General features: G+C 66.5%; 27 protein-coding genes. 4 read left to right on the top strand and 23 right to left on the bottom strand.

The window, feature by feature from the left end; all coding sequences use genetic code 11:
* Positions 1 to 92 precede the first annotated feature (92 nt).
* The 4 genes from NNX34_RS14665 to infC form a co-directional block, all read right to left on the bottom strand.
* Positions 93 to 1,028: an RNA methyltransferase gene (locus NNX34_RS14665; RefSeq protein WP_255767218.1), complete on the bottom strand. Its 936-nt coding sequence runs from the start codon at positions 1,026 to 1,028 to the stop codon at positions 93 to 95.
* 18 nt (positions 1,029 to 1,046) lie between these two features.
* Positions 1,047 to 1,700, bottom strand: a complete 654-nt coding sequence (gene rplT / locus NNX34_RS14660) for a 50S ribosomal protein L20 (RefSeq protein WP_255767217.1) — start codon at positions 1,698 to 1,700, stop codon at positions 1,047 to 1,049.
* A 119-nt stretch (positions 1,701 to 1,819) separates the two neighbouring features.
* Positions 1,820 to 2,014 (bottom strand): 50S ribosomal protein L35, encoded by a 195-nt coding sequence (gene rpmI / locus NNX34_RS14655; RefSeq protein WP_146363238.1) that lies wholly within the window; start codon positions 2,012 to 2,014, stop codon positions 1,820 to 1,822.
* A 109-nt stretch (positions 2,015 to 2,123) separates the two neighbouring features.
* Positions 2,124 to 3,146, bottom strand: coding sequence for a translation initiation factor IF-3 (gene infC / locus NNX34_RS14650; protein WP_370647280.1), 1,023 nt, complete (start codon positions 3,144 to 3,146; stop codon positions 2,124 to 2,126).
* A gap of 390 nt (positions 3,147 to 3,536) precedes the next feature.
* Between infC and NNX34_RS14645 the strand changes: the two genes are divergently transcribed.
* Entirely contained in the window at positions 3,537 to 3,965 is a 429-nt protein-coding gene (locus NNX34_RS14645) for a DUF1844 domain-containing protein (RefSeq protein WP_255767216.1), read from the top strand.
* A 108-nt stretch (positions 3,966 to 4,073) separates the two neighbouring features.
* Here NNX34_RS14645 and NNX34_RS14640 read toward each other — a convergent pair whose 3' ends face one another.
* The 8 genes from NNX34_RS14640 to NNX34_RS14605 form a co-directional block, all read right to left on the bottom strand.
* On the bottom strand, positions 4,074 to 5,384 hold the full coding sequence (locus NNX34_RS14640) for an MFS transporter (protein ID WP_255767215.1): 1,311 nt from the start codon (positions 5,382 to 5,384) through the stop codon (positions 4,074 to 4,076).
* A gap of 33 nt (positions 5,385 to 5,417) precedes the next feature.
* Complete coding sequence (locus tag NNX34_RS14635) at positions 5,418 to 6,266, bottom strand: SseB family protein (RefSeq protein WP_255767214.1); 849 nt, start codon at positions 6,264 to 6,266, stop codon at positions 5,418 to 5,420.
* A gap of 2 nt (positions 6,267 to 6,268) precedes the next feature.
* Entirely contained in the window at positions 6,269 to 7,018 is a 750-nt protein-coding gene (gene priA, locus NNX34_RS14630; RefSeq protein WP_227924528.1) for a bifunctional 1-(5-phosphoribosyl)-5-((5-phosphoribosylamino)methylideneamino)imidazole-4-carboxamide isomerase/phosphoribosylanthranilate isomerase PriA, read from the bottom strand.
* Between the two features lie 22 nt (positions 7,019 to 7,040).
* Positions 7,041 to 7,199 carry a hypothetical protein gene (locus tag NNX34_RS14625; protein ID WP_227924525.1) on the bottom strand — a complete coding sequence of 53 codons (159 nt, stop codon included), beginning with the start codon at positions 7,197 to 7,199 and terminating at the stop codon, positions 7,041 to 7,043.
* Between the two features lie 8 nt (positions 7,200 to 7,207).
* On the bottom strand, positions 7,208 to 7,846 hold the full coding sequence (gene hisH, locus NNX34_RS14620) for an imidazole glycerol phosphate synthase subunit HisH (protein WP_255767213.1): 639 nt from the start codon (positions 7,844 to 7,846) through the stop codon (positions 7,208 to 7,210).
* Positions 7,843 to 8,460 carry an imidazoleglycerol-phosphate dehydratase HisB gene (hisB, locus tag NNX34_RS14615; RefSeq protein WP_255767212.1) on the bottom strand — a complete coding sequence of 206 codons (618 nt, stop codon included), beginning with the start codon at positions 8,458 to 8,460 and terminating at the stop codon, positions 7,843 to 7,845. The genes hisH and hisB overlap by 4 nt, the downstream gene beginning before the upstream one ends.
* A gap of 119 nt (positions 8,461 to 8,579) precedes the next feature.
* A complete protein-coding gene (locus NNX34_RS14610; RefSeq protein WP_255767211.1) occupies positions 8,580 to 9,680 on the bottom strand; it encodes a histidinol-phosphate transaminase in 1,101 nt (366 codons plus the stop codon).
* Positions 9,681 to 9,787: 107 nt separating this feature from the next.
* Positions 9,788 to 10,219, bottom strand: a complete 432-nt coding sequence (locus NNX34_RS14605) for a LysM peptidoglycan-binding domain-containing protein (RefSeq protein WP_255767210.1) — start codon at positions 10,217 to 10,219, stop codon at positions 9,788 to 9,790.
* A 461-nt stretch (positions 10,220 to 10,680) separates the two neighbouring features.
* Here NNX34_RS14605 and lexA point away from each other — a divergent pair, with 461 nt between their 5' ends.
* Positions 10,681 to 11,487, top strand: coding sequence for a transcriptional repressor LexA (gene lexA, locus NNX34_RS14600; RefSeq protein ID WP_255767209.1), 807 nt, complete (start codon positions 10,681 to 10,683; stop codon positions 11,485 to 11,487).
* A 112-nt stretch (positions 11,488 to 11,599) separates the two neighbouring features.
* On the opposite strand, the gene NNX34_RS14595 is transcribed toward lexA, so the two are convergent.
* Positions 11,600 to 13,645 (bottom strand): ATP-dependent DNA helicase, encoded by a 2,046-nt coding sequence (locus tag NNX34_RS14595; RefSeq protein ID WP_255767208.1) that lies wholly within the window; start codon positions 13,643 to 13,645, stop codon positions 11,600 to 11,602.
* A complete protein-coding gene (gene hflX, locus NNX34_RS14590; protein ID WP_255767207.1) occupies positions 13,638 to 15,203 on the bottom strand; it encodes a GTPase HflX in 1,566 nt (521 codons plus the stop codon). The genes NNX34_RS14595 and hflX overlap by 8 nt, the downstream gene beginning before the upstream one ends.
* Positions 15,204 to 15,371: 168 nt before the next feature.
* Between hflX and NNX34_RS14585 the strand changes: the two genes are divergently transcribed.
* Positions 15,372 to 15,983: a class I SAM-dependent methyltransferase gene (locus tag NNX34_RS14585; RefSeq protein WP_255767205.1), complete on the top strand. Its 612-nt coding sequence runs from the start codon at positions 15,372 to 15,374 to the stop codon at positions 15,981 to 15,983.
* On the opposite strand, the gene dapF is transcribed toward NNX34_RS14585, so the two are convergent.
* The 8 genes from dapF to NNX34_RS14545 form a co-directional block, all read right to left on the bottom strand.
* On the bottom strand, positions 15,980 to 16,939 hold the full coding sequence (gene dapF, locus NNX34_RS14580; RefSeq protein ID WP_255767204.1) for a diaminopimelate epimerase: 960 nt from the start codon (positions 16,937 to 16,939) through the stop codon (positions 15,980 to 15,982). The two genes, NNX34_RS14585 and dapF, sit on opposite strands and share 4 nt — an antisense overlap.
* Complete coding sequence (gene miaA, locus NNX34_RS14575; protein ID WP_255767203.1) at positions 16,936 to 17,886, bottom strand: tRNA (adenosine(37)-N6)-dimethylallyltransferase MiaA; 951 nt, start codon at positions 17,884 to 17,886, stop codon at positions 16,936 to 16,938. The genes dapF and miaA overlap by 4 nt, the downstream gene beginning before the upstream one ends.
* Before the next feature lie 63 nt (positions 17,887 to 17,949).
* Positions 17,950 to 19,470, bottom strand: coding sequence for a tRNA (N6-isopentenyl adenosine(37)-C2)-methylthiotransferase MiaB (gene miaB, locus NNX34_RS14570; RefSeq protein ID WP_255767202.1), 1,521 nt, complete (start codon positions 19,468 to 19,470; stop codon positions 17,950 to 17,952).
* A gap of 58 nt (positions 19,471 to 19,528) precedes the next feature.
* Positions 19,529 to 20,308 (bottom strand): hypothetical protein, encoded by a 780-nt coding sequence (locus NNX34_RS14565; protein WP_255767201.1) that lies wholly within the window; start codon positions 20,306 to 20,308, stop codon positions 19,529 to 19,531.
* A gap of 100 nt (positions 20,309 to 20,408) precedes the next feature.
* Positions 20,409 to 21,716: a lytic transglycosylase domain-containing protein gene (locus tag NNX34_RS14560; RefSeq protein WP_255767199.1), complete on the bottom strand. Its 1,308-nt coding sequence runs from the start codon at positions 21,714 to 21,716 to the stop codon at positions 20,409 to 20,411.
* Positions 21,717 to 21,851: 135 nt separating this feature from the next.
* Entirely contained in the window at positions 21,852 to 22,736 is an 885-nt protein-coding gene (locus NNX34_RS16210) for a regulatory protein RecX (RefSeq protein WP_308219739.1), read from the bottom strand.
* Between the two features lie 212 nt (positions 22,737 to 22,948).
* On the bottom strand, positions 22,949 to 24,001 hold the full coding sequence (gene recA, locus NNX34_RS14550) for a recombinase RecA (protein WP_227924507.1): 1,053 nt from the start codon (positions 23,999 to 24,001) through the stop codon (positions 22,949 to 22,951).
* 234 nt (positions 24,002 to 24,235) lie between these two features.
* Positions 24,236 to 24,460, bottom strand: coding sequence for a DUF3046 domain-containing protein (locus NNX34_RS14545; RefSeq protein ID WP_227924506.1), 225 nt, complete (start codon positions 24,458 to 24,460; stop codon positions 24,236 to 24,238).
* A 105-nt stretch (positions 24,461 to 24,565) separates the two neighbouring features.
* Between NNX34_RS14545 and NNX34_RS14540 the strand changes: the two genes are divergently transcribed.
* Positions 24,566 to 25,108, top strand: a complete 543-nt coding sequence (locus tag NNX34_RS14540) for a MarR family winged helix-turn-helix transcriptional regulator (protein ID WP_255767198.1) — start codon at positions 24,566 to 24,568, stop codon at positions 25,106 to 25,108.
* A gap of 185 nt (positions 25,109 to 25,293) precedes the next feature.
* Here the strand turns inward: NNX34_RS14540 and NNX34_RS14535 are convergent, their stop codons facing one another.
* Positions 25,294 to 25,719: a helix-turn-helix domain-containing protein gene (locus NNX34_RS14535; protein WP_269436632.1), complete on the bottom strand. Its 426-nt coding sequence runs from the start codon at positions 25,717 to 25,719 to the stop codon at positions 25,294 to 25,296.
* Positions 25,720 to 25,784 lie beyond the last annotated feature (65 nt).

The raw sequence follows: 25,784 nt of genomic DNA, 5'->3' as shown, positions 1-25,784 counted from the left end.
CGGCACGGAACTGCGCTTCAGGAGCGTTGATGCCGTCGGCGATCTCCTGCCCGGTTTGCTGTCAGCGCGGTCTGCGGGCAGAACCTGCCGGTTTACCTGTTCTGCGCGCGGGCCGAGGCATAGAGGCAGACGGTTGCCGCGGTCCCGACGTTCAGGCTCTCGGCCCGGCCGTAGAGCGGGACGGCCACGCGGTGGTCGGCTGCGGCCAACTCTGCATCGGACAGGCCCTGGGCTTCGTTACCGAACAGCCACGCTGTGGGCAGCTCGAGCTGCGGAAGGGCGGCCTCTGCGGATCCGTCCGCCCCGTCGGGGCGGGAACTGCCGGTCTCCGAGGCACCGCCGAAGCGGCGCACAGCGCTGAGGTCCTGGAGCCGGTCCAGGTTGACGTTGCCGTAGCCGTCGGCGGCCAGGACCGTGACGCCTGCGGTATGCAGGGCGTGGATGACATCGGCGAAGTCGGCGCCGGTAACCACCGGCAGGTGGAAGAGCGACCCGGCGGTGGAACGCACCGCTTTGGGGTTGTAGATGTCCACGCTGGACGCCGTGAGCACTACGGCGTCGGCGCCGGCGGAATCCGCTGCGCGCAGCACGGTCCCCGCATTGCCCGGATCCCGCACCTCGCACAACACGGCAACGAGCTTCGCCCCTGAGGCGAGGACTTCCTCGAGAGTGGCGGTGGAGGTGTGGCAGACCGCCACGATGCCCTGCGGGGAAACGGTGTCGGCCATGGCGGCCAGGACTTCATCGGTGGCCAGGCGGAGCGTCACGCCGGAGGCCAGATCGGCCAGCTCGGGCAGCCGGTCCAGGCAGGCCTCTGTGGCATAGACCTCGTGGACGACGGCGGGGCCGCCGTCGACCGCGGCCGCACGGTGCGCGGAAAGCGCCTCCCGCACGGCCTGCGGCCCTTCGGCCAGGAAACGGCCGGATTTTAAGCGCGAAGAGCGCCCGGCAAGCTTCGCTACATCACGGACCCGATCGGCTCGGGGGTTGGACATAAGCGGTGCCTGCGGGCGCCCTTCAAGGTTCATCAGCTTTTAGGAACCGACTTAGCCCTGGAACTTCTGGCGGGATTCTCCGCCAGCGGGCTCCAGGCCTGCAGCCTTGGCTGCTTCAACGGAGTTGAACCAGTACTCGGCAACGGTCTGCTCGTACCAGGTGGAACCCGGGACGTGGTACTTGCCCGAACCCAGGTTGCCCTTGATAACGAAGCCTTCCGGGGCGTCGCCCTCGGAAGCCTTGAAGCCGCCCTGAGCGGAGGCAACGGCAGCAGCCGGCTTTTCGGCGGCGGCGGGAGCGGCAGCCTTGGCAACCGGAGCGGCCGCGACGGCCGGAGCGGAGGTGTCGGACGGCAGTGCGTCCTTGGCGAGCTGGACCAGTGCGGCGAAGGCGGCAGCGTCATTGACGGCCAGTTCGGCCAGCATGCGGCGGTCAACCTGGATCTCTGCCAGCTTCAGGCCCTGGATCAGGCGGTTGTAGGTCAGGCCGTTGGCGCGGGAAGCAGCGTTGATGCGCTGGATCCACAGGCGGCGGAAGTCGCCCTTACGCTTGCGGCGGTCACCGTAGCTGTACACAAACGAGTGCAGCAGCTGCTCTTTGGCCTTACGGACCAGGCGCGAACGCTGTCCGCGGTAACCCTTGGCGCGCTCGAGAATAACCCGACGCTTCTTGTGGGCGTTAAGCGCCCGCTTCACACGTGCCACGTGCGTACTCCTTTTGGTAAATCTCCCCGACTTCAAAAAAGTCTCTGCACCTGTTGATCCCAGGCGGGGAAAGCTTGATGGGTGATGCCGGCCCGGACGGGACGGCTATCGGGGACTGGCTAGATGCCGAGCATCTTCTTGATGACCTTGGCGTCCGCCGGTGCCACGAGCTTGTCGTTGGCGAGGCGGCGGGTCAGCGTGGAGGGCTTGTGCTCCAGGTAGTGGCGGCGGTTAGCCTGCTGGCGCTTGAGCTTGCCGGTACCGGTCAGCTTGAAGCGCTTCTTGGCGCCACTGTGGGTCTTCATCTTCGGCATGTCTACCGATCTCCTTTAGGTTTCCGCGGGCAGGCCCGCGGGGCTTCGGACACCTTGCGGGTGCCAGGGCTTATTACTGGACGCCGGAACGAGGCGCAGTGCAGTGAAACTACTCTGCAGTTCCGGGCTTGTTCTGGCCGGTGGTCCCCCGCGAGGAGGACGGCTTGCCGGCAGGCTTCGGTGCTGCGGCAGGCTTGGGCCGGGCTGCAGGCTTGGGCGCAGGCTTTGCCGCCGTCGGCTTCGGAACCGCTGCAGGCTTAGGCGCTGCGGCAGGCTTCGCTGCTTCTGCCGGCTTCGCGGGCTCCGCCGGAGCGGCGGGAGCGGCGGGAGCGGCAGCTTCAGCGGCAGGCACTGCGGCCGGCTTGCTGGCTGCAGCCACACGGCGTGCCTCGGTTGCAGCCTTTTCGGCAGCTGCAGCCCTGGCCCGCTTTGCGGCCTGTTCCTTTTCAGCCTGCTCCTGCTCGGCGCGGGCCTTGTCGGCAGCTTCAGCGGAGGAACCCAAACGCAGTCCATCCGGAAGCAGGTCCGCGAGGCTCTGCGTCATGGGAGCAGCCTTCTCCGAGGTGTTCACCCGTTCGGGTGCCTCCCCGTTTCGAACTGCCTCGTTCGCTGCCTTGGCGTCGGCGCGCTGGGTAGCCCGTCGCGCTTCGGCCTTGGCCTCGGCCTTGTTCTTCACCGGCCCAATGACCATAACCATGTTGCGGCCGTCAATACGCGGGGTGGACTCAACCACACCCACCTCGGCAACATCCTCAGCGAACTTGTTCAGCAGCTTCATGCCCATTTCCGGGCGCTGCTGTTCACGTCCACGGAACTGGATCATGGCCTTGACCTTGTCACCGGCGGCCAGGAAGCGCATGGCGTGTCCGCGCTTGGTTTCGTAGTCGTGGGTGTCGATTTTCAGGCGGAAGCGGATTTCCTTCAGAACGGTGTTCGTCTGGTTCTTCCGGGCTTCGCGTGCCTTGACGGCGGCTTCGTACTTGTACTTGCCGAAGTCCATTAGTTTGCACACCGGAGGCTTGGCCTGCGGTGCTACCTCAACAAGATCCAGGTCAGACTCGGCAGCCAGACGAAGCGCGTCCTCAATCCGGACCACTCCGACCTGCTCACCTGCCGGACCTACCAGCCGCACCTCGGGGACGCGGATCCGATCATTGATTCTTGGCTCGCTAATGTTGCAGCTCCTGTGCTCTTCAAAACGGCTACCGCCTGCAAATGAAGAAGGCCTCCAATTGCAAGCGCAATCGAAGGCCCTGTAGGGGGTCGGCAGCAACTGCTCCGAAGCCAGTTCGAAGGCAGTTAGCTCCCGGAATAAACCGCAGTAATACTGCAGCCCGTCCGGGGCCGACCTGAACCCGGCAACTCTGCCGCCAACGAGGGCGGTCAGGCTGACGCGGGTGGGAGGGGTCTCCGCTTGCATACCGGCGCCGTAGGCTTCCAGGAGGAAAGTGTGATTTTCATCCCGCCCGTGATGGGCATTGAAAGTAACGACAACCAGTCGGTCTGTGACAAGCTTACCAGTATGAGTACCCCACAGAGCAATCCGGCAGGCGAGGCAACCCGCCACTCCTTCCCGGGAACATCAGCAGAGTCCGAATCTGCGGCAGCAGCACAGCAGGAAGTCGTCGAGCAGATGCGCGACATCGCCGAGGTGCCGGCCATCGAAGTCATTACGACGGCGGCCGTGCACCTGATGAGCGCAGCAGCCGTGAAGTGCGGCCTGGCCGAAGGCGATGACGCCGAGGAGCTCAAGGACCTGGACGAGGCCCGCAAGCTGATTACCGCCCTTGCCGGTTTCGTCACCGCCGCCGCTCCGGAGATCGGCAGCCAGCATGCCGGTCCGTTGCGCGATGGACTGCGTTCCCTGCAGCTGGCCTTCCGGGAAGCCTCCGTTATCCAGGATGCCCCGGGCAAGGGTCCGGGCGAAAAGTTCACCGGTCCCGTCAGCTAGGACTTCCCTCCTCCCCCACACCATTGAATGCCCGAAGGGCCTGATGCCGGCAGCTGCCGGTACCGCGGAATCCGCGGCAGGCCCTTCGGGCTTTTTCGTGCCCGGAAGCTAGCTGACCGGAGCCGTGCGCCGGGCGAACCATCGGACCGTAAGCGTCACCAGCACCAGCACCGATGCGGCGCCGCCGGCCATCAGGAAGCCGGACCAGGGGCCTATGACGTCGATGGCCAGGCCTGCCACCGGCGCACCCAGTGCGGTGCCGGCGGTCATTGACGAGCCGTACCAACCCATCGCTTCGCCCCGCCGTTCCTCCGACACGAGGTCGGCAACCCGCTCGGATGCCGAGGACAGCACCGGTGCGCAGAGCAGGCCTGCGGGGATGGAAAGCAGCGCCAGGCTGAGGGTGCTGGTGGCAAAAGCCATCGGCATGGTCAGGACGGCCATGGCCAGCAGAAGCAGCATCGGCGAGATCCGCCGGTTCATGGCACCGTAGAGAATCCCGCCGACAGCGGAGGCTGCGCACCACGCCACGAACACGATGCCGACCTCTGACGGGTTTCCGCCTGCTTCCACCAGCGCCACCATGCCGACGTCGGTGCTCGACAGCAGCAGGCCGGCGCCGACGGCGACGGCAAAGACCACGGCCACGCTCGGGGTGAACCAGCCGAAGTTCCCCGCGAGGCCGTTTCGCAGCCTGCCGAACAGGTTCTGCGGCCCGTCCGGCAGCCCCGCACCGGTGAGCTCCATCGGTGCTTCCTGCACGTTTGCCGGGGCCACGGCGACCGCGGCGGCCGCAGCGGCATCCTGCTCGTCTGCGGCGGTCACGGCGTTCCGGGGTTCCGCGGTCCGGGTGGGCGGGTTGAACCAGATCAGCAGCAGTCCCGCTACTGCGGCGGACACCCCTACTGCGGTCAGTCCGATGACGGACGAGCGCGTTGCTATTACCGCGCCCAGGGCAGGGCCCATCATGAAAATAAGCTCGGTGGCGATGGAATCCAGCGCAAACGCGGTGCGCCGCTGTTCGCCGGTGGCCAGGACGCCCAGCGACTGCCGCACCACGCTGAAGACCGGAAGCGTGAACACACCGCCGATCAGCGCCAGAACCAGCAGCCATTCGAAGCTGGCGTGCGGAGCAAGGCTCCAGATGACAGCTTCGGCAATAACCGAGGGAATCAGGGCACGCCTCAGGCCCACGGTGTCCACGCGGCGGCCCCGCCAGGGGGCACCCACTGCGATGCCGATGGTGACGACGGCGGCTACCGCGCCGGCGGCCGCGTAGCCCTTGTCCATGGTGTTGACCACGTGCAGGGTCAGCAGCACGCCGGCGGCGGAATGCGGGAAACGGGCGATCATCCCGATGAGCAGGACACGGCGGATAGGAGCTATCCGCAGCATCTCGCGGTACAGGCCAAAATTCACGGCAGTTCTCTTCTGGCGGCTACGCCGGACGGGTCAGCGCGTGATCTTCAGGTCAAGTGAATCCACGCGCTCAACAAACTCGGGGTTGGCAGTCAGGCGCTGCTGCAGTCCGGCCGCCAGGGCAGAAACGTCCTGCGGATCAAGTCCGGGCGCTAGCTGAAGCACCATTCTAAGCTCAGGACCGGCCCCTCCCCCGGCCACCGGAGTACCGGCGGCGGTCCGCGACGCGGTCCCCGGCCCCTGTTGGAGGGTGACGGCCAGGATCCGCGGGTCCGGCCCGGCGGCGGCTTCGGCCGCCGCGACGAGGCCGGCGTCGGCATAGGAGGGCACCCACTCCTGTTGCCGGGCCAGGGCCCACATGGCCGGGCGCCGCACCACGAAGGTGAACTCGGCTCCCGGGTCGATAACCAGCAGCTGGGCGTCTTCGGCGACGGCTGAGAGTGCGGCACGGTTGGCGTAGACCGCAACCGGCCGGGCTTCGGGATGCCAGTGTTCCAAAGCGTCCACCGAGGTGAACACCGGCAGCGCCTTGCGGCCGTCCGGGGCGTTGAGCGTCACAAGCGCCATATCGGCCTGCTTGTCCGCGGTCAGCCCGTGGTCGGATTCGGCTTCCTCCCCCAGCACGGCGATGATCGGCACGAAGACGCGGGCCGTGGCCAGGGAGGCTACGACTTCCGCTTCGCTTCCGCTCCCGGCAATCAGTTTCGCCAGGGCCGCCGCGTACCCTGCGTCGGTCTGCCCGTTGTCTGAGTCGAAGTTGTGCAGCGGGTTTCCCTCGCCGGCCAGGTCCCGTCCGGACCACGGCCGGCCCGCCGAATCGGTGGGGCCGCCGGCGCCGGCAAGGGCCGCCGCAATGTGGCCCGGTAGTTCGCGTGCTGCCATACCTAGCGTTCCGGGTGCCCGGCGACGTCGAAGGCCTGGGGCAAAGTGAACGCGCCGGCGTAGAGCGCCTTGCCAACAATGGTGCCCTCGAGCCCCAGCGGAACCAGTTCCCGGAGCGCGGCCAGGTCATCGAGGCTGGAGATGCCGCCGGAGGCGACCACCGGACGGTCGGTGCGTTTCAGTACCTCGCGGAGCAGTTCCAGGTTGGGTCCGCGCAGCGTGCCGTCCTTCGTCACATCGGTAACCACGTAGCGGGCACAGCCGGCCTCTTCCAGCCGGGCCAGGACCTCCCAGAGGTCCCCGCCTTCCTGGGTCCAGCCGCGTGCGGCGAGGGTGGTGCCGCGCACGTCAAGGCCGACGGCGATGGCCTGGCCGTAGCGGGCAATGGCGCTGGCGGTCCACCCCGGGTTCTCCAGTGCCGCGGTTCCCAGATTGACCCGGGCGGCACCGAGCTCCAGTGCCTTTTCCAGCGACTCGTCGTCCCGGATCCCGCCGGACAGTTCCACCTTGATGTCCAGGGACTTCACCACACGGCTGAGCAGGTCGAGATTCGAGCCGCGCCCGAACGCCGCGTCGAGGTCCACGAGATGGACCCATTCGGCGCCGTCGTTCTGCCAGGCCAGGGCTGCGTCCAGCGGATCGCCGTAGCTGGTCTCGCTGCCTGCCTCGCCCTGCACCAGTCGCACGGCTTGGCCGTCCGCTACGTCTACGGCGGGCAGCAGTTCAAGGACAGGGGTTTCGCTGAAGGGCATTTGGATGCTTTCGGTGGTGGGGTCAGGAGAGGTCGAGGGTCAGCAGGTACGCGCCCAGCAGGGCCATTCCGGCCAGGACCCAGAAACTGATAACGATGATTTTGGACATGCCCTGGCTGCGGAAGGAAACCGCACCTCCGATGAGCAGTCCGGCCAGGCCCATGAGGATAACGCTCCACATATCGGTGCCTAGCCCAGGGTCTTCAGCCAGTTGTTCAGCAGCGCCGCACCGGCGTCACCGGACTTTTCCGGATGGAACTGGGTGGCCGACAGGGCGCCGTTCTCCACCGCGGCGATGAACGGGCCGCCGTGGTCCGCCCAGGTCACCTGCGGCGGGCGCATGGCCGGCTGGGTGACGTCGAAGTCCCATTTCTGCACCCCGTAGCTGTGTACAAAGTAGAACCGCTCGTTCTCGATGCCCTCAAACAGTGCCGATCCTTCGGGCGGAGTCACGGTGTTCCAGCCCATGTGGGGTACGACGTCGGCGGCCAGCCGCTCGACCACGCCGGGCCATTCGCCCATCCCCTTGGTCCGGACACCGTGTTCCACGCCTTCGTCAAAGAGGACCTGCAGGCCTACGCAGATACCCAGGACCGGCCGGCCGCCGGCTACGCGGCGCCCGATCATGCGGATCGCGTCCACGTCCTTGAGGCCCTGCATTACCGCCGCGAAGGCTCCAACACCGGGCACCACCAACCCATCGGCGTTCAGCACATCGTCAGGCTTGGCGCTGAGCGTGACGTTGGCGCCGGCGTGCTCCAGGGCGCGGACAGCCGACCGGATGTTGCCGGATCCGTAGTCCAGGACAGTGACGTTGCGGGGACTCACAGTGCTCCCTTTGTGGAGGGGATGCCCTCGACGCGCGGATCGGATTCGACGGCTGCACGCAGGGCGCGGGCGAAGGCCTTGAACTGGGCCTCGACGATGTGGTGCGGATCGCGTCCGCCAAGGACCCGCATGTGAAGGCAGATCTGGGCGTGCAGGGTGATGGCTTCGAACACGTGGCGGGTCAGGGATCCGGTGAAGTGTCCGCCGATCAGGTGGTATTCCTGGCCGGCGGGTTCCCCGGAGTGCACCAGGTAGGGACGCCCGGAAATATCGACGACGGCGTTTGCCAGCGCCTCGTCCAAGGGTACCGTGGCTTCGCCGAAGCGGCGGATGCCGGCCTTGGTGCCCAGGGCAGTCTTCAGCGCCTCGCCGATGCTGATCGCGACGTCCTCGACCGTGTGGTGGACGTCGATGTGGGTGTCGCCGGTGGCCCGGACGGTGAGGTCCATCAGCGAGTGCTTGGCCAGCGCCGTCAGCATGTGGTCATAGAACGGCACCGAGGTGCTGATATCGGCGCGGCCGGTGCCGTCCAGGTCCAGCTCGACGAAGACAGACGATTCGCTGGTGGTCCGCTCAAGGCGGGCGGTGCGTCCGGTGGCGGTCTCCACAGTCATGGGGTTCCTTCACGAAGATTGGAAGCGGGGCAATAGGCAAAGCCCCGGCAGGTCATCAGTTTAGTCCCGAACGCCCCGACTCACTGAAACCGGGGTCATCCTGGGTGCCCGGCTTCCGCTCAGGCAGCGAGCAGTTCCCGCAGCCGCGTCAGGAACGCAGTGGTTTCGGCTTCGGTGCCGGCGGTGACCCTCAGGTGGCCCTCGATGCCGATGTCACGGACGAGGACCCCGGCTTCGAGCAGGCCTTCCCATACCGCCCGGGGATTCTCCATACCGCTGAACAGCACGAAATTGGCGTCCGACGGCGCCGGTTCCAGTCCGAGCGCACGCAGTTCTTTCACGATGCGGTCCCGCTGGCCCTTGATGTCTTCCACATTGGAGAGGAGCGCATCGGCGTGCGTGAGGGCAGCATTCGCCGTCGCCTGAGTGATGGCGGAGAGGTGGTAGGGCAGGCGGACCAGCCGCAGGGCGTCCGCAATCTGCGGCGCTGCGGCAAGGTAGCCGATCCGGGCCCCGGCGAGTGCGAAGGCCTTCGACATGGTCCGGGAGATAATCAGCCGCTCCCGGCCAGGGAGCAGCTGCAGCGCACTGGGGGTATCGGCGTGGGAAAACTCTGCATACGCCTCATCAACGACGACGATGGCGTTCGAAGCTTCTCCCGCTTCATAGGCGGCTTCGATCACGTCCAGTTCCAGGGCGGTACCCGTGGGATTGTTCGGGGTGCACAGGATCACGATATTGGGTGCCTGCGCCCGGATCTGCTCCGCAGCCGATTCGGGGGTCAGGGAGAAGTCCCGCTCCCGCGAGCCGGTGACGTACGCGGTGCCGGTGCCGCTGGCGAGCAGCGGGTACATGGAGTAGGTGGGCGGGAAGCTCATGGCCGTCCGCCCGGGTCCGCCGAACGCCTGCAGGATCTGCTGGAGAACCTCGTTGGAACCGTTCCCGGCCCAGATATTCTCCGCAGCCAGTCCGTGGCCGAGATATTTGGCCAGGTTTTCCCGCAGCAGGGTGAATTCGCGGTCGGGATATCGGTTCAGGCCGGCGACCACTGATTCAATCTCGGCCAGAATGGCCCGGCGCACATGCTCCGGAAGTCCGTGGGTATTTTCGTTGACGTTCAGCAGGATGGGCACATCCAGCTGAGGGGCGCCGTACGGGGTCAGGCCCCGCAGATCATCGCGCAGGGGAAGTCTGTTCAGGTTTTCCAGCTGTTCGTTCACTTCTACAGCTTAGGACGGACTGCGGTGACGTTGTATTTGAGGGACTTCCAGCACCCCTCTGTTACGGGCACGCAGGTAAGGATCACCGGAGCGCGCTGGCCGGTGGATCAGCGTGAGACCGGGATATAAATCTGGCTGCCGGCAGGGACGGTGGCGTCCGCCAGGTTGTTGAGTTCCACGATGTCGGCGACCACGGTGCGGGGATCCCGGTCCGGAGCGAACTCGGTGGCGAGCGACCACAGTGAATCCCCGGCGGATACACCCACCTGGATGGTGCGTGTCTGTTCCGGGGAGTCCCCCGAGGCCATGGCCGGTGCGGTGAAGAATCCGATGAAGGCCAGCAGTGCGGCGGCCACGATCATCAGCGGGGCGCCGACCAGGACGAGCCGGCCACGGCGAGTCAGGCGCAGCGGGACAGATGCCTGGGCGTCCGCGGTGGTGGCCATGCGGGCGGGGCCGGCCGCCCGGTCGGGGGAAGATCCGGTGATGCTCTGTGCAGTGATGCTCTGTGCAGTGAGGGGAAGTACGTGTACTGACATGTCAATACCTTTCCGGTCCGAAGAGCAGCTCCGCCGATTCCCCCGCCTCCCGTAAAAAGCACCGGGAAAACAGTGTGGCTCGAAACTGCATTCGAACATCTGGTGGGTCCGCCGAGGTGTCGGTGGACCGTTTTCTACTCAGGGTCGAACATATGTTCGAAGCTGTACTCGAACATTTCTAGCACTTATCTACGAACATTGTCGAGACTCGCTCGAATATATGTTTGAAAATATGCCTGCGCTCCCCTAGCGTTGAACCTGTTGGAAGCGGCTGGGACCAACTAACCATCCGGCACTGACAAAACGGCTTGGCGGGATAGACCACCGCATCCAACCACTGCATCGAATCAACGCACCGCAGCACCTCAGCAACGCAGCACCGCAGCACCGCAGCACCAACCAGATACACCGCTAGAACCATCCGGCCCGCATCCACGGGCCGACTGTGAAGGGAAGCCGACGTGGCCCGTGTTACCAATGGCAGCACCCCCTCCCCTGCCGCGCCCGCGCCGGCAGGACGTACCAAGGGCCTTACCGCCCGGCAGACGAAGATCCTGGAGACCATCCAGCGTTCGGTGAACGCGAACGGCTATCCCCCGTCCATGCGGGAGATCGGCGACATAGTGGGGCTGGCCAGCCTTTCCAGCGTTACGCACCAGCTGAGCCAGTTGGAGAAGCTGGGCTACATCCGCCGGGACCCCAAGCGCCCGCGCGCCATGGAGATACTGGTTCCGCTTCTGCTCCGCGATGCTCCTGTGCGCCGAGGCAAAGGCAACGCGGGCGGCGACGGGAACACCGTGGAGGCTGCTGAGGGTGCAGCAAAGGGCGGCTCCGGCGGCGGCAGCCCACGCACGCAACGTTCCGGCAGCGTCTCCGACCTCACCACCGCAATCGACACCGCGATGGTTCCGCTGGTCGGGCGGATCGCCGCAGGCGGACCCATCCTGGCCGACCAGCAGGTCGAAGAGATGGTCCCCCTTCCGCGCCAGCTCGTAGGTCACGGCGACCTGTTTATGCTTCGCGTGGCGGGCGATTCCATGGTGGATGCGGCCATCTGCGACGGTGACTGGGTGGTTGTCCGCCGCCAGCCCACCGCCGAAAACGGTGACATTGTCGCGGCCCTGCTCGAAGACGAGGCAACCGTGAAGACCTTCCGGCAGCGCAACGGACACACCTGGCTGCTGCCCCAGAACACCCGCTACGAGCCGATCCTCGGTGACGAAGCCACCATTATGGGCAAAGTCGTCTCGGTGATGCGTTCGCTCTAGGCACAAGCTGACCGTCCTGGCCGGACGTGAAAAAGGACCATGCAAAAGCAGCGCCGCCGGTACACGGCAGCGCTGTTTTTTGCTTCCCGGGATCCCCTTTCCCGGGCGGAGTTTACTTCTTCGCGCCCGCGGGTTCCGCGGCGAGCCGCTTCAGTGCCTGAAGCACCACGGAACGGTCGGTGGTGGACCAGAACGGCGGCAGGGCGGCCCGCAGGAAACTGCCGTAGCGCGCGGTTGCCAGGCGTGAGTCAAGCACAGCCACCACTCCCTTATCCCCGGAGGCGCGGATCAGCCGGCCGGCACCCTGGGCGAGCCGGACGGCTGCGTGGGTGGCCGAGACGCTCATGAAGCCGTTGCCCCCGGCCTTGGCAACCGCCCGGGTGCGGGCGGTCATCAACGGATCGTCCGGGCGCGGGAACGGAATCCGGTCAATGATGACCAGCCGGCAGGAGGCGCCGGGGACGTCCACGCCCTGCCAGAGGGACATGGTGCCGAACAGGCAGGTCTCGTCCTCGTCGGCAAACTGCTGGACCAGGGCGGACATGGTGGATTCCCCTTGGCAGAGGATCGGAAAGTCCACCCGCTTCCGCAGGGCTTCCGCGGCTTCCTCCGCTGCACGGCGGGAGGAGAAAAGCCCCAAGGCGCCGCCGCCTGAGGCCTTGATCAGCGCCTCCAGTTCATCCAGCTGCTCCGGGGAGGTGCCGCGTCCCGGTTTCGGCAGGTCCTTGGCTACGTACAGGACACCCTGCCGCGGGTAGTCGAAGGGGCTGCCGACGTCGGTCCCCGTCCACTTCGGTGCACCGGCACCCAGCAGCCCCAGGGCTCCGGCCACCGGGCCGAACTCCGCCCCGATGGCGAGGGTGGCCGAGGTCAGCACCACGGTGTGCCCGTCGAACAGGCCTTCGCGCAGCCGGCCGGCCACGGACAGCGGTGCAACGTTGATGGTGGGTGGTGCGTCTTCTTCCGGGGCGGTGTAGCCGGTGCCCGGCGAGAAGGTGCTGGCACGCGACGCCCACAGCACCTCCCCTGAATTCACTGCGTCAAGGATCCGTTCGCACAGTTCCAGGACAGCCATCAGGCGCGAGCGTGCCATCTGGCGGCCGCCGTCGACGGCGTCGGAGCCTTCGGGCTTGGAGTCGGACAGCGCCGTGCGGCAGGCTTCACGCACGGATCCCAGGACCAGCTCCTGGTCTTCGGACAGCCCCGCGGCCAGCAGGCCGGAGGGCACCGGGGCAAACACCGAGTCGAAGGCCCGGCCGGCAGCGGCAAGCGGCTCCATGGTGGCGGACGTGTGTTTGCGTGCTGCGGAGACCGCCGCGGCAATGACTGTTCCGGAGAGTTGTCCGGTAACCGCTCCGGTAACCCGGTCCTGCAGCTCGTGGGCCTCATCGATCACCACTACGTCATAGTCCGGCAGGACGGCCAGTCCCTCGAACGCACTGATGGCCAGCATCGCGTGGTTGGTGATCACCAGATCGGCGACGGCGGCCTTGGCCCGTGCCCGTTCGCTGAAACAGGCCTCCGCCACCGGGCACTTCTGCGCCCCCAGGCACTCCATGGAGGTGACGGACACCTGACGCCAGGCACGGTCGCTGACGCCGGGAAGCAACTCATCCCGGTCACCGGTTTCCGTTTCCTGCGCCCATTCCTGCAGGCGGACGACGTCGCGCCCCAGGGCGGAGGTGGGCCCGCCGGCGGGAGCGGGATGGGAGACAGCCTGCTCGTCACCAAGCAGGAACAGTGTTCCGGCTTCGTCTTCCTCGGGGAATCCGCCGCCGGTCTTGTGGACGCAGACGTAGTTGCTGCGGCCCTTGAGCAGGGCAACATCCACCTCCCGCGGAAGCTTCGGTTCCAGGGTCTTCAGCAGGCGCGGGAGGTCACGCCCGACGATCTGGGACTGCAGGGCCAACGTGGCAGTGGAGACCAGCGCGGGTTTGCTGCTTTCCAAGGCGTGCGCAATCAGCGGGACCAGGTAGGCAAGCGACTTGCCCGTACCCGTTCCCGCCTGCACCAGCAGGTGGTCGCCGGACTCGATGGCCTCGGCCACCTGCCGGGCCATCTCGTGCTGGCCGGGCCGGTTCTGCCCGCCCATGGCCGCCACCGCAGTGTCAAGCAGATCCAGGACCTGGTCCGGCCCCTGTGGCGCTTTCCTACCCATGGGTCACGAACTGCTCCAGCTCTGCTGCCAGCCCTTCACGAACCTTCACATGCAGCTGGGTACCGGCTTCGCCGTGCTCCACGGAGAGGATCTCGGCGTCTTCCTGGTGCAGGCGCGAGACGATGTCGCCGCGCTCGTAGGGCACCAGGAGTTCCAGGTCCACGCCGGGGCGCGGAATGCCCTCGGAAATCGCCTGCAGCAGCTCGGGGATGCCCTCGCCCGTGCGGGCCGAGACGACCACGTGCCGGGGCTCGCGCTGGCGCAGCCGCTCAAGCACGAACGGATCCGCTGCGTCGGCCTTGTTCAGCACGATGATTTCGGGCACCTTGCGGGCGTCGACTTCGGTGAGGACGGTCCGGACGGCCGCGATCTGGCCCTCCGGGTCCGGGTGCGAAGCGTCAACCACGTGCAGGATCAGGTCTGCGTCGGCTACTTCCTCCAGGGTGGAGCGGAAGGCTTCCACCAGCTGGGTGGGCAGCGACCGGACAAACCCCACGGTGTCAGCGAGCGTGTAGCCGATTCCGTCTTCGGTCTGGGCCTTGCGGATGGTGGGATCCAGGGTGGCGAACAGTGCGTTCTCCACCAGTACCCCGGCATCGGTGAGCCGGTTCAGCAGCGAGGACTTTCCTGCATTGGTGTAGCCGGCAATGGCGACGGAGGGCACGGAGTTGCGGTGCCGGTTGGCCCGCTTGGTTTCGCGCGCCGGCTTCATGCCCGCGATTTCGCGGCGGAGCTTGGCCATCCGCGTGCGGATCTTCCGGCGGTCCAATTCGATCTTGGTTTCACCGGGGCCGCGCGAACCCATGCCCGCGCTGGCGCTGCCGACCTGGCCGCCTGCCTGCCGGGACATCGATTCGCCCCAGCCACGCAGGCGCGGCAGCAGGTATTCCAGCTGCGCCAGTTCCACCTGGGCCTTGCCCTCGCGGGACTTGGCATGCTGGGCGAAGATGTCCAGGATCAGCGCTGTCCGGTCGATGACCTTGACCTTGACGATGTCTTCCAGCCCGCGGCGCTGGGACGGAGCCAGCTCACTGTCCACGATGACCGTGTCTGCACCGGTGGCCGTCACAATGTCCTTGAGTTCCTGGGCCTTGCCGGACCCGAGGAAGGTGCCGGGGTCCGGCTTGAGCCGGCGCTGGATGATGCCGTCCAGGACTTCGGATCCCGCAGTCTCAGCCAGTGCGGCCAGTTCCTTCAACGAGTTTTCGGCGTCGGCAGCAGTGCCCTCGCTCCAGAGCCCGGCAAGGACAACCCGTTCCAGCCGCAGCTGGCGGTATTCGACCTCGGTAACGTCCTCGAGTTCGGTGGAAAGCCCGGCAACGCGGCGCAGTGCGCGGCGTTCCTCCAGGTCCTGCTGCTCGCCGTCGTGGACGGAATGCCCGCTATCGCTGTCGGAGAGCGCGAGGGCGCGGCCTCGCTGCTTGTCGCCGGGGGCCTTCGCTTCGACCGCGCTGTCCTTGGCGAGAATCCTGTCGATGACACCCTGGATATCCGAAGGACTCAGTTCGGGTGTGGAACTGTCCGTCGAATTCACAGGACGGGAGTTGTTGATCGTCATAATCTCCTTATTGGAACGTACTTTCCATGGTAGGCCAGTGAACCGACAAATCCTCAGGAAAACAACCTTCTCCGCAATGGATCCCTACCGCGCCAGCTGTCCCTTACAACCCGTACGGCCACCCATAAATTCCATGCCACACGCCTGCAGCGACTAATCTGGACTGTTATGGGTTCAGACCACTACTTCTCCTCCACACCGTCCGGGCCCGAGGTCCGCAAACCGCTGCGCGTCAGCCTCAACGGGACCGAACGGACCCTGCAGACAGCGGGCGGGATCTTCAGCCCCGACGGGATCGACAAGGGCACGATGGTTCTGCTGGAGGAAGTTCCCGCGCCGCCGGAAACCGGCAACCTGTTGGACATCGGCTGCGGCTGGGGACCCATCGCCCTCACCCTGGCGCTGAAATCCCCCGCGGCCCGGGTCTACGCGGTCGATGTCAACGAACGCTGCATCGCGCTGACCCGGGACAACGCAGCGGCGTTGGGCTGCGGCAACGTCACGGCCTCGCTGCCGGAGGAGGTGGACCCCGAAGTACGCTTCGACACCATCTGGTCCAACCCGCCCATCCGGATCGGCAAAGAGGAACTGCATGCCCTGTTGCTGCTCTGGCTGCCGCGCCTGGCGCCGGGCGGCACTGCCTGGCTGGTGGTGCAGAAAAACCTGGGCTCGGATTCCCTGCAGCGCTGGCTGGCGGAGACGCTGCCGTCCGGATTCACCGTCTCCCGCCACAGCACCGCGAAGTCCTTCCGGACCCTGAAGGTGGAACGCAGCGCCTAGAGCAGGGTGCCGCGTGCCACCAGGACGGCCGGTCCGCTGAGCTCCACATGTTCGCGGCCGTCGGGTCCGGTCAGGAAACGGACGCCGACGACGCCGCCCGGCACAGTCACCGCCCAGTCATCGGGTGCGTCGGCTCCGGCCCAGAACCGGGTGGCTACGGCGGCCGCACAGGCGCCGGTACCGCAGGAGAGGGTTTCGCCGACGCCGCGCTCGTGGACGCGCATGGTGAGAAGCCCCACCCCGTCTTCTACGAGCGGCTCGGCCGGGACCACGAACTCCACGTTGGTGCCGTGCTCCGGCTCCGGCTGCACGGACGGAGCTGCCGTCAGGTTGGTCGCGGCCAGTTCATCCAGTTCCGCGAGGGCCACGACGGTGTGCGGGTTGCCCATGCTGACGGACAGGCCCGGGCGGGGCACCTCCAGTCCGTCTGCGTTGACCACCGTGTCCATGGATTTGGCAGCCGCGTGGTCGGGGTAAATGAACTCCCAGGGCCCCATGTCCACCGCATAGCCGCCGGCCATCCGGGTTACGGTCTTGACCCCGGCGCGGGTACCGATCACCAGGGACGCGCCTTCGGCCAGTTCCACCAGCTGCTCTTCCAGCAGGAAGTGCACGAAGACGCGCACCCCGTTCCCGCACATTTCCGAGATGCTGCCGTCCGAGTTCCGGTAGTCCATGAACCACCCGGCGTCCGGAGCTGTCTGCAGCAGGGCACGGCCTTCAGGGAGATGCTCGGACCGGACAGCCCGGATGAAACCGTCGCCGCCCACTCCGCGGTGCCGGTCGCAGACAGCGGCTACTTCGTCGGCGGCAAGATCATGCGCAGCGTCGGGATCGGCCACCAGCACAAAGTCGTTGCCGGTGCCGTGACCCTTCGCGAAGGGCAGTCCCGCAACGGAGGAGGGCAGGCCGGAGGCGGACAGGGATGCGGCGGAGGAAGCAGAAGTATTGGTCACTTACCAAGGATACTGGGCGGGTGCCCTTCCCGGACGGCCGCGGCCGCCCGGGCCACCAGCCGGGGGTCGTTGTGCTCCAGCCAGGTGATCCGGGGATCCGCACGGAACCAGGTCAGCTGCCGGCGGGCGAACTGGCGGGTAGCCACCACTGTTGCAGCCGAGGCTTCCGCCACGGACGATTTCCCGTCCAGGACGGCCAGGAACTGTGCGTATCCCAGGGCGCGCGAAGCGGTCCGGCCGGTGCGCAGTCCTGCCGGCTCCAGCCGCCGGACTTCTTCGAGCAGCCCTTGTTCCACCATCCTGTCCACCCGACGGGCCAGGCGTTCGTGCAGCACCGGGCGTTCCACGCCCAGGCCGATCTGCACGGCCGGCGAGACGTACTGGCGCACCGGCATGAAGGAACTGAAGGGGCGTCCGGTCAACTCGAAGACCTCCAGCGCGCGTACCACCCGGCGCGCATCGGAGATCCGTTCGGCTGAGACGGGGTCCACTTCCCGCAGCCGGTCCTGCAGCGCGGGCAGGCCCCGGGTTTCCAGCTCGGCTTCGATCCCGGCGCGGACCGCCGGGTCGGTACCCGGGAAGTCCAGGACGTCCAGTGCGGCCCGGACGTACAGGCCGGAACCCCCGACCAGGATGGGGTACCTGCCCCGCGCCCGGATCTCAGAAATCAGCTCCCGTGCCTGCGCCTGGAAGGCCGAGACGCTTGCCTCTTCGGTCACGTCCATGATGTCCAGCAGGTGGTGCGGCACGCCGCGGCGTTCGGCTACGGAAATCTTCGCCGTGCCGATGTCCATCCCCCGGTAGAACTGCATGGAATCGGCATTGATCACTTCCCCGCCGAGCTCCAGGGCCAGGGCAACGCCGAGGTCGGACTTTCCGGACCCGGTGGGACCAACGACGGCGATCACCGGCCGTTCGTCGGCGGACGGCACGGAAGCGGACGGCATGGAAGCACTCAAGGGGGTTACCGCCGGGGAATCGGGGAGACTTGGGGAAGGGTTCACGGGCGCTCAGGAACGCGGCGGCAGCGCGGGCATGCCCAGGGACACACCGGTGCGGGTGCCTGCAGGTCCGGCCGGTACCCCGCAGGACTCGGCCTGCGAGCGGTCCCAGGCATCACCTGCGCGCGAACGCCGCAGCGAGTAGTCCGCGGGTCCGGCGGGGTCGGAGATCAGGTGGAACGCAGCGGCCGCCGTGACCGGCACGGTCACGAGGTCGCCCGGGCGCGGTACCGGCGCGCCGTCGGGCACCGAGAAGTGCACCAGGCGCTGGTCCCGGGAACGTCCGGACAGACGCCCGGTCTCGCCGGATTTACGGCCCGAAGCGGCGGTGACCATGACCTCGACGGTGGTGCCCACCTGCTTGGCGTTTTCCTCGGCGGCAATCCGGTCCTGCAGCGCGGTGAGGCGTTCGTAGCGCTCCTGCACCACGGCCTTGGGCAGCTGGTCGGCCAGCTCTGCCGCCGGGGTGCCCGGACGCTTCGAATACTGGAAGGTGAAGGCGGTGGCGAAGCGGGACTGCTCCACGACGTCGAGGGTGGCGGCGAAGTCCTCTTCGGTCTCCCCCGGGAAACCGACAATGATGTCCGTGGAAATGGCCGCGTGCGGCATCCGCTCGCGGACCTTGTCCAGGATGCCGAGGAACTTCTTTGACCGGTAGGAGCGGCGCATGTCCTTGAGGACCTTGTCCGAGCCCGACTGCAGCGGCATATGCAGCTGCGGCATCACGTTGGGCGTCTCGGCCATGGCCTCAATGACATCGTCGGTGAAGGCCGCAGGGTGCGGGCTGGTGAACCGCACCCGTTCCAGGCCCTCAATGCCGCCGCAGGCCCGCAGCAGCTTGGCGAAGGCCCCGCGGTCGCCGAACTCCACCCCGTAGGAGTTTACGTTTTGTCCGAGCAGCGTTACCTCGATGGCGCCGTCGTCCACCAGGGCCCGGATTTCCGCCAGGATCTCCCCCGGCCGGCGGTCGCGTTCCTTGCCGCGCAGCGACGGGACGATGCAGAAAGTGCAGGTGTTGTTGCAGCCCACGGAGATCGAGACCCAGCCCGAATACACGGAATCTCGTTTGGTGGGCAGCGTGGAGGGAAAGACGTCCAGCGACTCCAGGATCTCCAGCTCGGCCTTGGCATTGTGCCGGGCCCGTTCCAGCAGTGCCGGCAGCGAACCGATGTTGTGCGTGCCGAAGACGGCGTCCACCCAGGGGGCCTTGCGCAGGATCGCATCCCGGTCCTTCTGGGCCAGGCAGCCGCCCACGGCGATCTGCATCCCGGGCCGCTTTTCCTTGACCGGCGCCAGCTGCCCGAGGTTGCCGTACAGCTTGTTGTCCGCGTTCTCCCGCACGGCACAGGTATTGAACACGACGATGTCCGCCAGGCCGCCGTCGGACGGCACATAACCCGCGCCTTCCAGCAGGCCCGAAATCCGCTCGGAATCATGCACATTCATCTGGCAGCCGAAGGTGCGCACCTCGTAGGTGCGGGGCTGGGCCGCAGCGGACTCGGGGGCGGGAGAAGAAACAGTCAAACTCACCCTCCTAGGGTACGTCCATCGGCGGTACCGTCCGGTATGCCCCGCGGCAGACTTTTTCCTAATACCAGTTGTTGGCGTAATGGAAACTGAGTGCACCACAGGGGCTGCCGTAGCGGGACGCAATGTAGTCCAGGCCCCAGTTGATCTGCGTGGAATAGCTGACTTTCCAGTCGGCTCCGGCCACTTGCATCTTTTCCGCCGGGAGGGACTGCGCAATTCCGTAGGCCCCGCTGCCGGGGTTGAGGGCACTGGTCAGCCATTCCGATTCCTTCGTCCAGAGCGTGTCGAGGCAGGTTAGCTGGCCCGCGTCCCAACCGCGGGCGGGCAGGGCCGAGGCAGCGTAGGCCTTGGCCGCGGCGGGATCGTCCAGCGGTACGGCGGCTCGGGCCGCGTCGTCCGCAGCCGATTGTGCGGCTGCCTCCGCTGCAGCACTTCGTGCGGCCTCGTCGGCTGCGGGCTCCGCCGGGGGCTCCAGGGGTTCCGGCGCCTCGACCTCTGTTCCCGTCCCCGCTTCGACCGTCAGGGGATTCTCCGCCGCCTGCCGATCGGGCACGCTGTTAGTCGCTGGACGTTCGTCCGGTCCTGCTGCGCTGTCCCTGCCGTCGTCGGCGTCCTCTGCGGTGTCGGCAGCGGCAAGGAGCGGCTCGGCCAGGTTCACCAGCTGGATGCCGGCCGTGGCCCGGAGGTTCGCTCCGGCAGTGCCAAGGGCAGCGCCGGAAACACCTACCGCTGCCAGGGAACCCAGCGCGGTTGCGGCACCGAGGTGGAGCCGCCGACGGCGTCGCAGGGCTCGTCGGATGCGGGTCTCTTCGCGTCGCGTCAAGTTAGTTGAAGTCACAAGCGCAGGACCGTATCGGAGTTTTCTGGGAAAAGTCTCAAAACGGTAACGCCGCTATTGGCGTCGACCAGGTAGCCTGCCTGTCGCTACAGGTACCCGCTCAGTACCAGTTGTTGCGCTGCCAGAAGGCGTAGGCCGCACACGGTGTGCCATACCGGGACTTGATGTAGTCCAGGCCCCAGCTGACCTGGGTCCGGTAATTGGTCTGCCAGTCGGCACCGTGGCTCGACATATTGCTCCCCGGCAGGGACTGCGGGATGCCGTAGGCGTCGCTGTAGGGGTTGTCGGCAGTGGTTAGCCAGTTGGACTCGTGATTCCAGAGGATGACCAGGCACCGGAACTCGTTCCCGTCCCAGCCGTAGTCGCCCATGCGCCCGGATGCGTAGTTCTGTGCACCCGCCGGATCGTTCACCGGCTGTCCCGGTGCGGGCGCGGGCGGCGGGGCAGGCTGGACCGGGGCAGGTGCGGGGGCGGGGGCAGGCTGAGGCGCAGGCACCGCGACTTCCGGGGGCTGCGCTCCCGGCGGGTTGGGTGCTGTGCCGACCGGCGGATTAGCCGGCTGCTGCCCCTTCGGTACGGTTCCTCCTGCAGCCGCCCGTTCCGCGGCATTGTGCTGTTCCTGAAACGCCTTCTCAGCGGCTATCCCGCGGAGCCGGGCCTCCTCCGCGGCGGCTGTGCTGCCGTGCAGATCCGCCAACTGTGCAAGCAGGACGGCTTTGCGGGCTTCTTCGTCCTGCACTGCCTTGCCTGCGGCCGCGGCCGAGGCTCCTGCCTCCTGGAGTGCCTTTTCCGCTTCGGCGGCAAGCTTGGCCCGGGCATTCCTTGCTTCCTGTTCCTGCTCCCGGAATCCGTCAGCGACTTTTTCAGACGCCACTGCACCGGCATACAGGTTGCCCGCCCGCGATGAGACCCTGTCCATAAGGTCTGCGCCGTGCAGGGCATCTGCCGAGGCATCCGTGTCGAGCAGCATCAAAGTCATGCTGTCGGCGGCGGACCCGCCGGACTTGTAGGTCTCGGCCGCAAGCCCGGCGACTTGCCGCATCAACTCGTCGGACTGCTGCGCGGCGGCTTCCCGCTGCGCGGCCAGGGCAGCAAGCTCCTTGTCGCTGGCGGCAAGGGCATCCCTGGCCTCGTTGTGGCGGTTCGCTGCCTCCACTGCCGCGTCGCCCAGGGATCCGGCGTCCTCGCGCAGGTCCGTAAGCAGACCCTCCAGCTTCTCTGCTTCAGCGGCTTTGGCCGACTCAGAGGATTTTGCCTGCTGGATATCATCCCAGGAAGGGTAGGGATCCGCGGCGGAACCAGGGGCGGCAGTGAGGACCGCCGAGGCCAGCACGCCCGTAAGGACCAGGGCATAGAACGGGGTCCTCCGGGCACGCAACGGAGAGAATCGACCTACTGGATGCAACATGGGCCCCGCCAACCTCATCTTTAACATAGTTGGCACAGCATACGATACGGCGCGTCGGATTGACACCACGACTAATAGCGCCGCTGTTTCGCCGCGTTCCCCAGGCCGGCCGGGCGCCGGCCCGCAGTCCGCCGGTTAGACGGAGTCCCCCCTGGCATCCCGGACTTCACCGATGACTTCAGCCGCTACCCGAAAGCCGAGCGACGGGGAATAACCCTTCCGGGCCAGCATCCCCACCAGTCGGCGGGTCTGTTTATCGCGCACGCTGCGGTCGGAAAGATCGGCGGACGCCTGGAGCTTTTTCCTCGCCAGGGCGCGCGCCGCTTCGAGTTCGTCGTCGGCACTGACCTGTTCAAGCGCTTCAGCGGCGAGATCCGGTGCAATGCCCTTTTCCGTCAGCTCGCGCCGCAGGGCCCCGCGGGCAAGGGACTTGCTCTGGGACCTGCTGCGGACCCACAGCCGCGCAAACTCGGCATCATCCACGAGTTGCACTTCTTCGAAACGGTCAAGGACCGCAGCTGCGGCTTCCGGCGGGATTTCCTTTTCCGCAAGCTTGGTTTCAAGCTGTTTGCGGCTCTTGGGAGAGGCAGTCAGCTGGCGCAGGACGATGGCTTTTGCCTCGGCGTAAGCTTCCTCCGGCGTCAGCGGGACGGCTTCCTCCGGCTGGTCCGCGTCTGCACCCTGCTGCCCCCAGCCCTGCCGCCCGCGGCCGGACTTTTTCCCTCCCCGCTTCGACCCGGAGCCGCCTGTACCGGGTTCCGCCCAGGGCTCGTCGGCGGGAGCTTCCTCACCGAAACCGTCTTCCTTGAAGGTATCGGGCGTCTTCGCGGGCGTCTTGCGGCGGCGGGCAGGCCTGGAAGCGCCAGGTTTGGCGTCCACCGGCTCGGGTGCGGTGCGCGTTCCCTTCGCGCCGCCCGGAGCGTCCCCGTCACCGGCGGGCGCAGTTGCCGCCGCCGCAGCGCTGATTTCGGCAAGCCGTCGCTTCAGCTCTGCCAGGGTCTCTTCCTGCGAGGTATCCATAACCATCCGCTCCAGGGCCTTGTTCCCTTTTCCTCCCCGGACTTCCACTCCCCCGGACCGCCGCGGAGAGTAGCTGCGCCGTAGCGCCGTTCCGTGCGGACTGGACCGACCGGACCGACCGGACCGACCGGACGGGAAGCCGCCCCCATGCGGGAGCGGCTTCCCTGATCCTGCTGTCCCAGGACAGGTGTCCCCGGGTCCGCGGGCCGCTGCTAGGAGTCCTTTCCGACTGCCTTCAGCTTGGGTGCTGCGGGCTCTTCAGCGGCAGGAACACCGATTCCGAGCTTTTCGCGGATACGGCGCTCCAACTCGTCCGCCAGATCGGGATTGTCCTTCAGGAAGTTGCGCGAGTTTTCCTTGCCCTGGCCCAGCTGGTCACCGTCATAGGTGAACCAGGCACCGGACTTCTTGACCAGGCCGTGTTCCACGCCCATGTCAATCAGTCCGCCTTCGCGGGAAATACCGACGCCGTACATGATGTCGAACTCGGCCTGCTTGAAGGGCGGAGCCATCTTGTTCTTGACGATCTTGGCACGCGTACGGTTACCCACCGGGTTGGTGCCTTCCTTCAGCGTCTCGATGCGGCGGACGTCGATACGGACCGAAGCATAGAACTTCAGCGCCTTGCCACCGGTGGTGGTTTCCGGGCTGCCGAAGAAGACACCGATCTTTTCACGCAGCTGGTTGATGAAGATTGCGGTGGTATTGGTGTGGCTCAGGCGGCCGGCGATCTTACGGAGTGCCTGGCTCATCAGGCGGGCCTGCAGGCCCACGTGGCTGTCGCCCATGTCGCCTTCGATTTCGGCACGCGGAACCAGTGCGGCAACGGAGTCAATGACCACGACGTCGACCGAGCCGGAGCCGATCAGCATGTCCATGATCTCCAGGGCCTGCTCGCCGGTGTCCGGCTGCGAAACGAGCAGCGAGTCCGTATCCACGCCCAGCTTGGCCGCATAGATGGGGTCCAGTGCGTGCTCGGCGTCAATGAACGCGGCAATGCCGCCGTTCTTCTGCGCGTTGGCGACAACGTGGAGCGCGAGGGTGGTCTTACCGGAAGATTCAGGTCCGTAGATCTCCACCACGCGGCCACGCGGCAGGCCACCGATACCCAGCGCAACATCCAACGCCACGGAGCTGGTGGAAATGGTTTCGGCAGGGGCGCGCACTTCGTCGCCCAGGCGCATGATCGAGCCCTTGCCGTATTGCTTGTCAATCTGGGCCAGCGCTGCCTCTAGGGCTTTTGCGCGGTCGGCTGGAGCAGCCATTCTTCACCTCGTGTTGTGGTTGTGGGCGGCCCGTAGGCCGGTCGTCATTTCTTATCTACGACCCTATCCGGCGGCACTGACAAAACGGCTGACCGGAACGTATAACTCGTTGTCTTGTGGATATCCCGGGCCGCATCGGCTAGGACGGGCCCCTGTGTAGGAGCATATCTTTATCCGAACAAATATTCGAACAGCGGACCCCGGCGTGTCCGTTGGCCGGGAGCGGCGGCAGCCCTAGTTTGCCTTGGGCTTGACGTCGCGGCCCAGCCGGCGTTCGGGAGGAACGTCCTGGATGTCGCATACCGCCAGCCATACGGATTTGGGTTCCATGCCCTTGTCCAAGGCCTGTGCGGCCGTGACCCCTCCGAGTTGCCCGAGCACCAGGTCCGCGGCCAGGACCCTGGAGTAGGCCGCACCGAACTCGTCATCCATAAGCCGCCAGAAATCGCTGATACGCATCGATTAATCCTCTCACGCACGAAACACGGCAGCGAACCGGCCCGCGGCTCCAAAAGCCCGAGGTATTCCAGTGCCGTGGAAGGGCGGCGATCCTACAATGGGAGGATGACCGAAACATCCGGTCCCGCCGCTTTACCCGACGGCAACCCTCCCTCCGGCGCCGAACCGGACAAGGACACGGCCATAGAGGACCTTGAGCAGGAACTCAGCGTGCTGTGGCGCCGCGCCCGGGCCAGCTCCCACCGGATCGCCCGGGAGGTGCACCCGGATATGGAACCTTCGGCCTACGGCCTGATGGTCCTGCTCCATCAGCAGGGGCCCATGCGCCTGACGGATCTGGCCGCAGCGGTCGGCGTGGGCAAGCCCTCCCTGAGCCGTCAGGTAGCCATGCTGCAGTCGCTGGGGCTGGTGGAAAAGCATGCGGACCCGGAGGACGGACGGGCACAGCCGATCAATCTCACCGAGGTTGGTGCTGCCCGTCTGGAAGGAACGGCCACTGCGCGCAAGGAGCACTTCCGGCGTACCTGGACGGGGTGGGAGTCGGAGGAACTGCATACCCTGGTCCGGCTGCTGCACAAACTGAATGCTTCCGTCCGGCCCGTCGGGGATCAGTTGGAGGACGAGCCTCCCGTGGAGGAAGGCCGCTAGGCCCCGGACAGTTCAGGCACCGGACAGAACAAACCCCCGCAGGCACCGCGCCTGCGGGGGTTTCCTCTGGAGATTTCTTCGCCCTGATGCAACAGCGTCAAGGGGTATGTCTATGGGGCAACACGGTCGCTACGGCCGATTCCGTTCGGCCTGCGTGACGCGCTGCGGTGTGCGGTGTGCGGTTTTTAGGATGTGCGGGCCAGATCCCGTGCCAGGTCTTCGGGGAATTCGCGGGCGAACTCCCGCGAAAACTCAGATGGCACGGTGTCTGGAATGGCAACGCCTTCGGCGTTTGCCACCCGGTCGCTGACCTCTCGGAGCATCAGGGACAGGGGCACATCGAGGGCACTGCAGATTGAAGACAGAAGTTCGGATGATGCTTCCTTCTGTCCGCGCTCAACCTCGCTGAGGTAGCCGAGAGAAACGCGGGCGCTATGCGACACCTCGCGCAGGGTCCGGCCCTGGCGCTGGCGCACGTCGCGGAGTACATCACCAATCTCGTGACGAAGAACTACCATCTTGCGCTCCTTAGGCTCCCGGTGTGCGTCTTCCGCCAACCCTACATCCCGCCAGCGGATCACGCCGTTCACGGATACGGGTTGCTTAACCATGTGTATCGTCCTGCTCCCTGTGAGTACGGACTGCGGCGGTACCGCAGACTGTCCAAAGATCGTAA

It is taken from the genome of Arthrobacter sp. zg-Y1116 (assembly GCF_024385485.1).
GTDB lineage: Bacteria > Actinomycetota > Actinomycetes > Actinomycetales > Micrococcaceae > Arthrobacter_B.
Note: the sequence above shows the minus strand (reverse complement) of the source record. Positions and strands in the feature narration are given on the sequence as shown.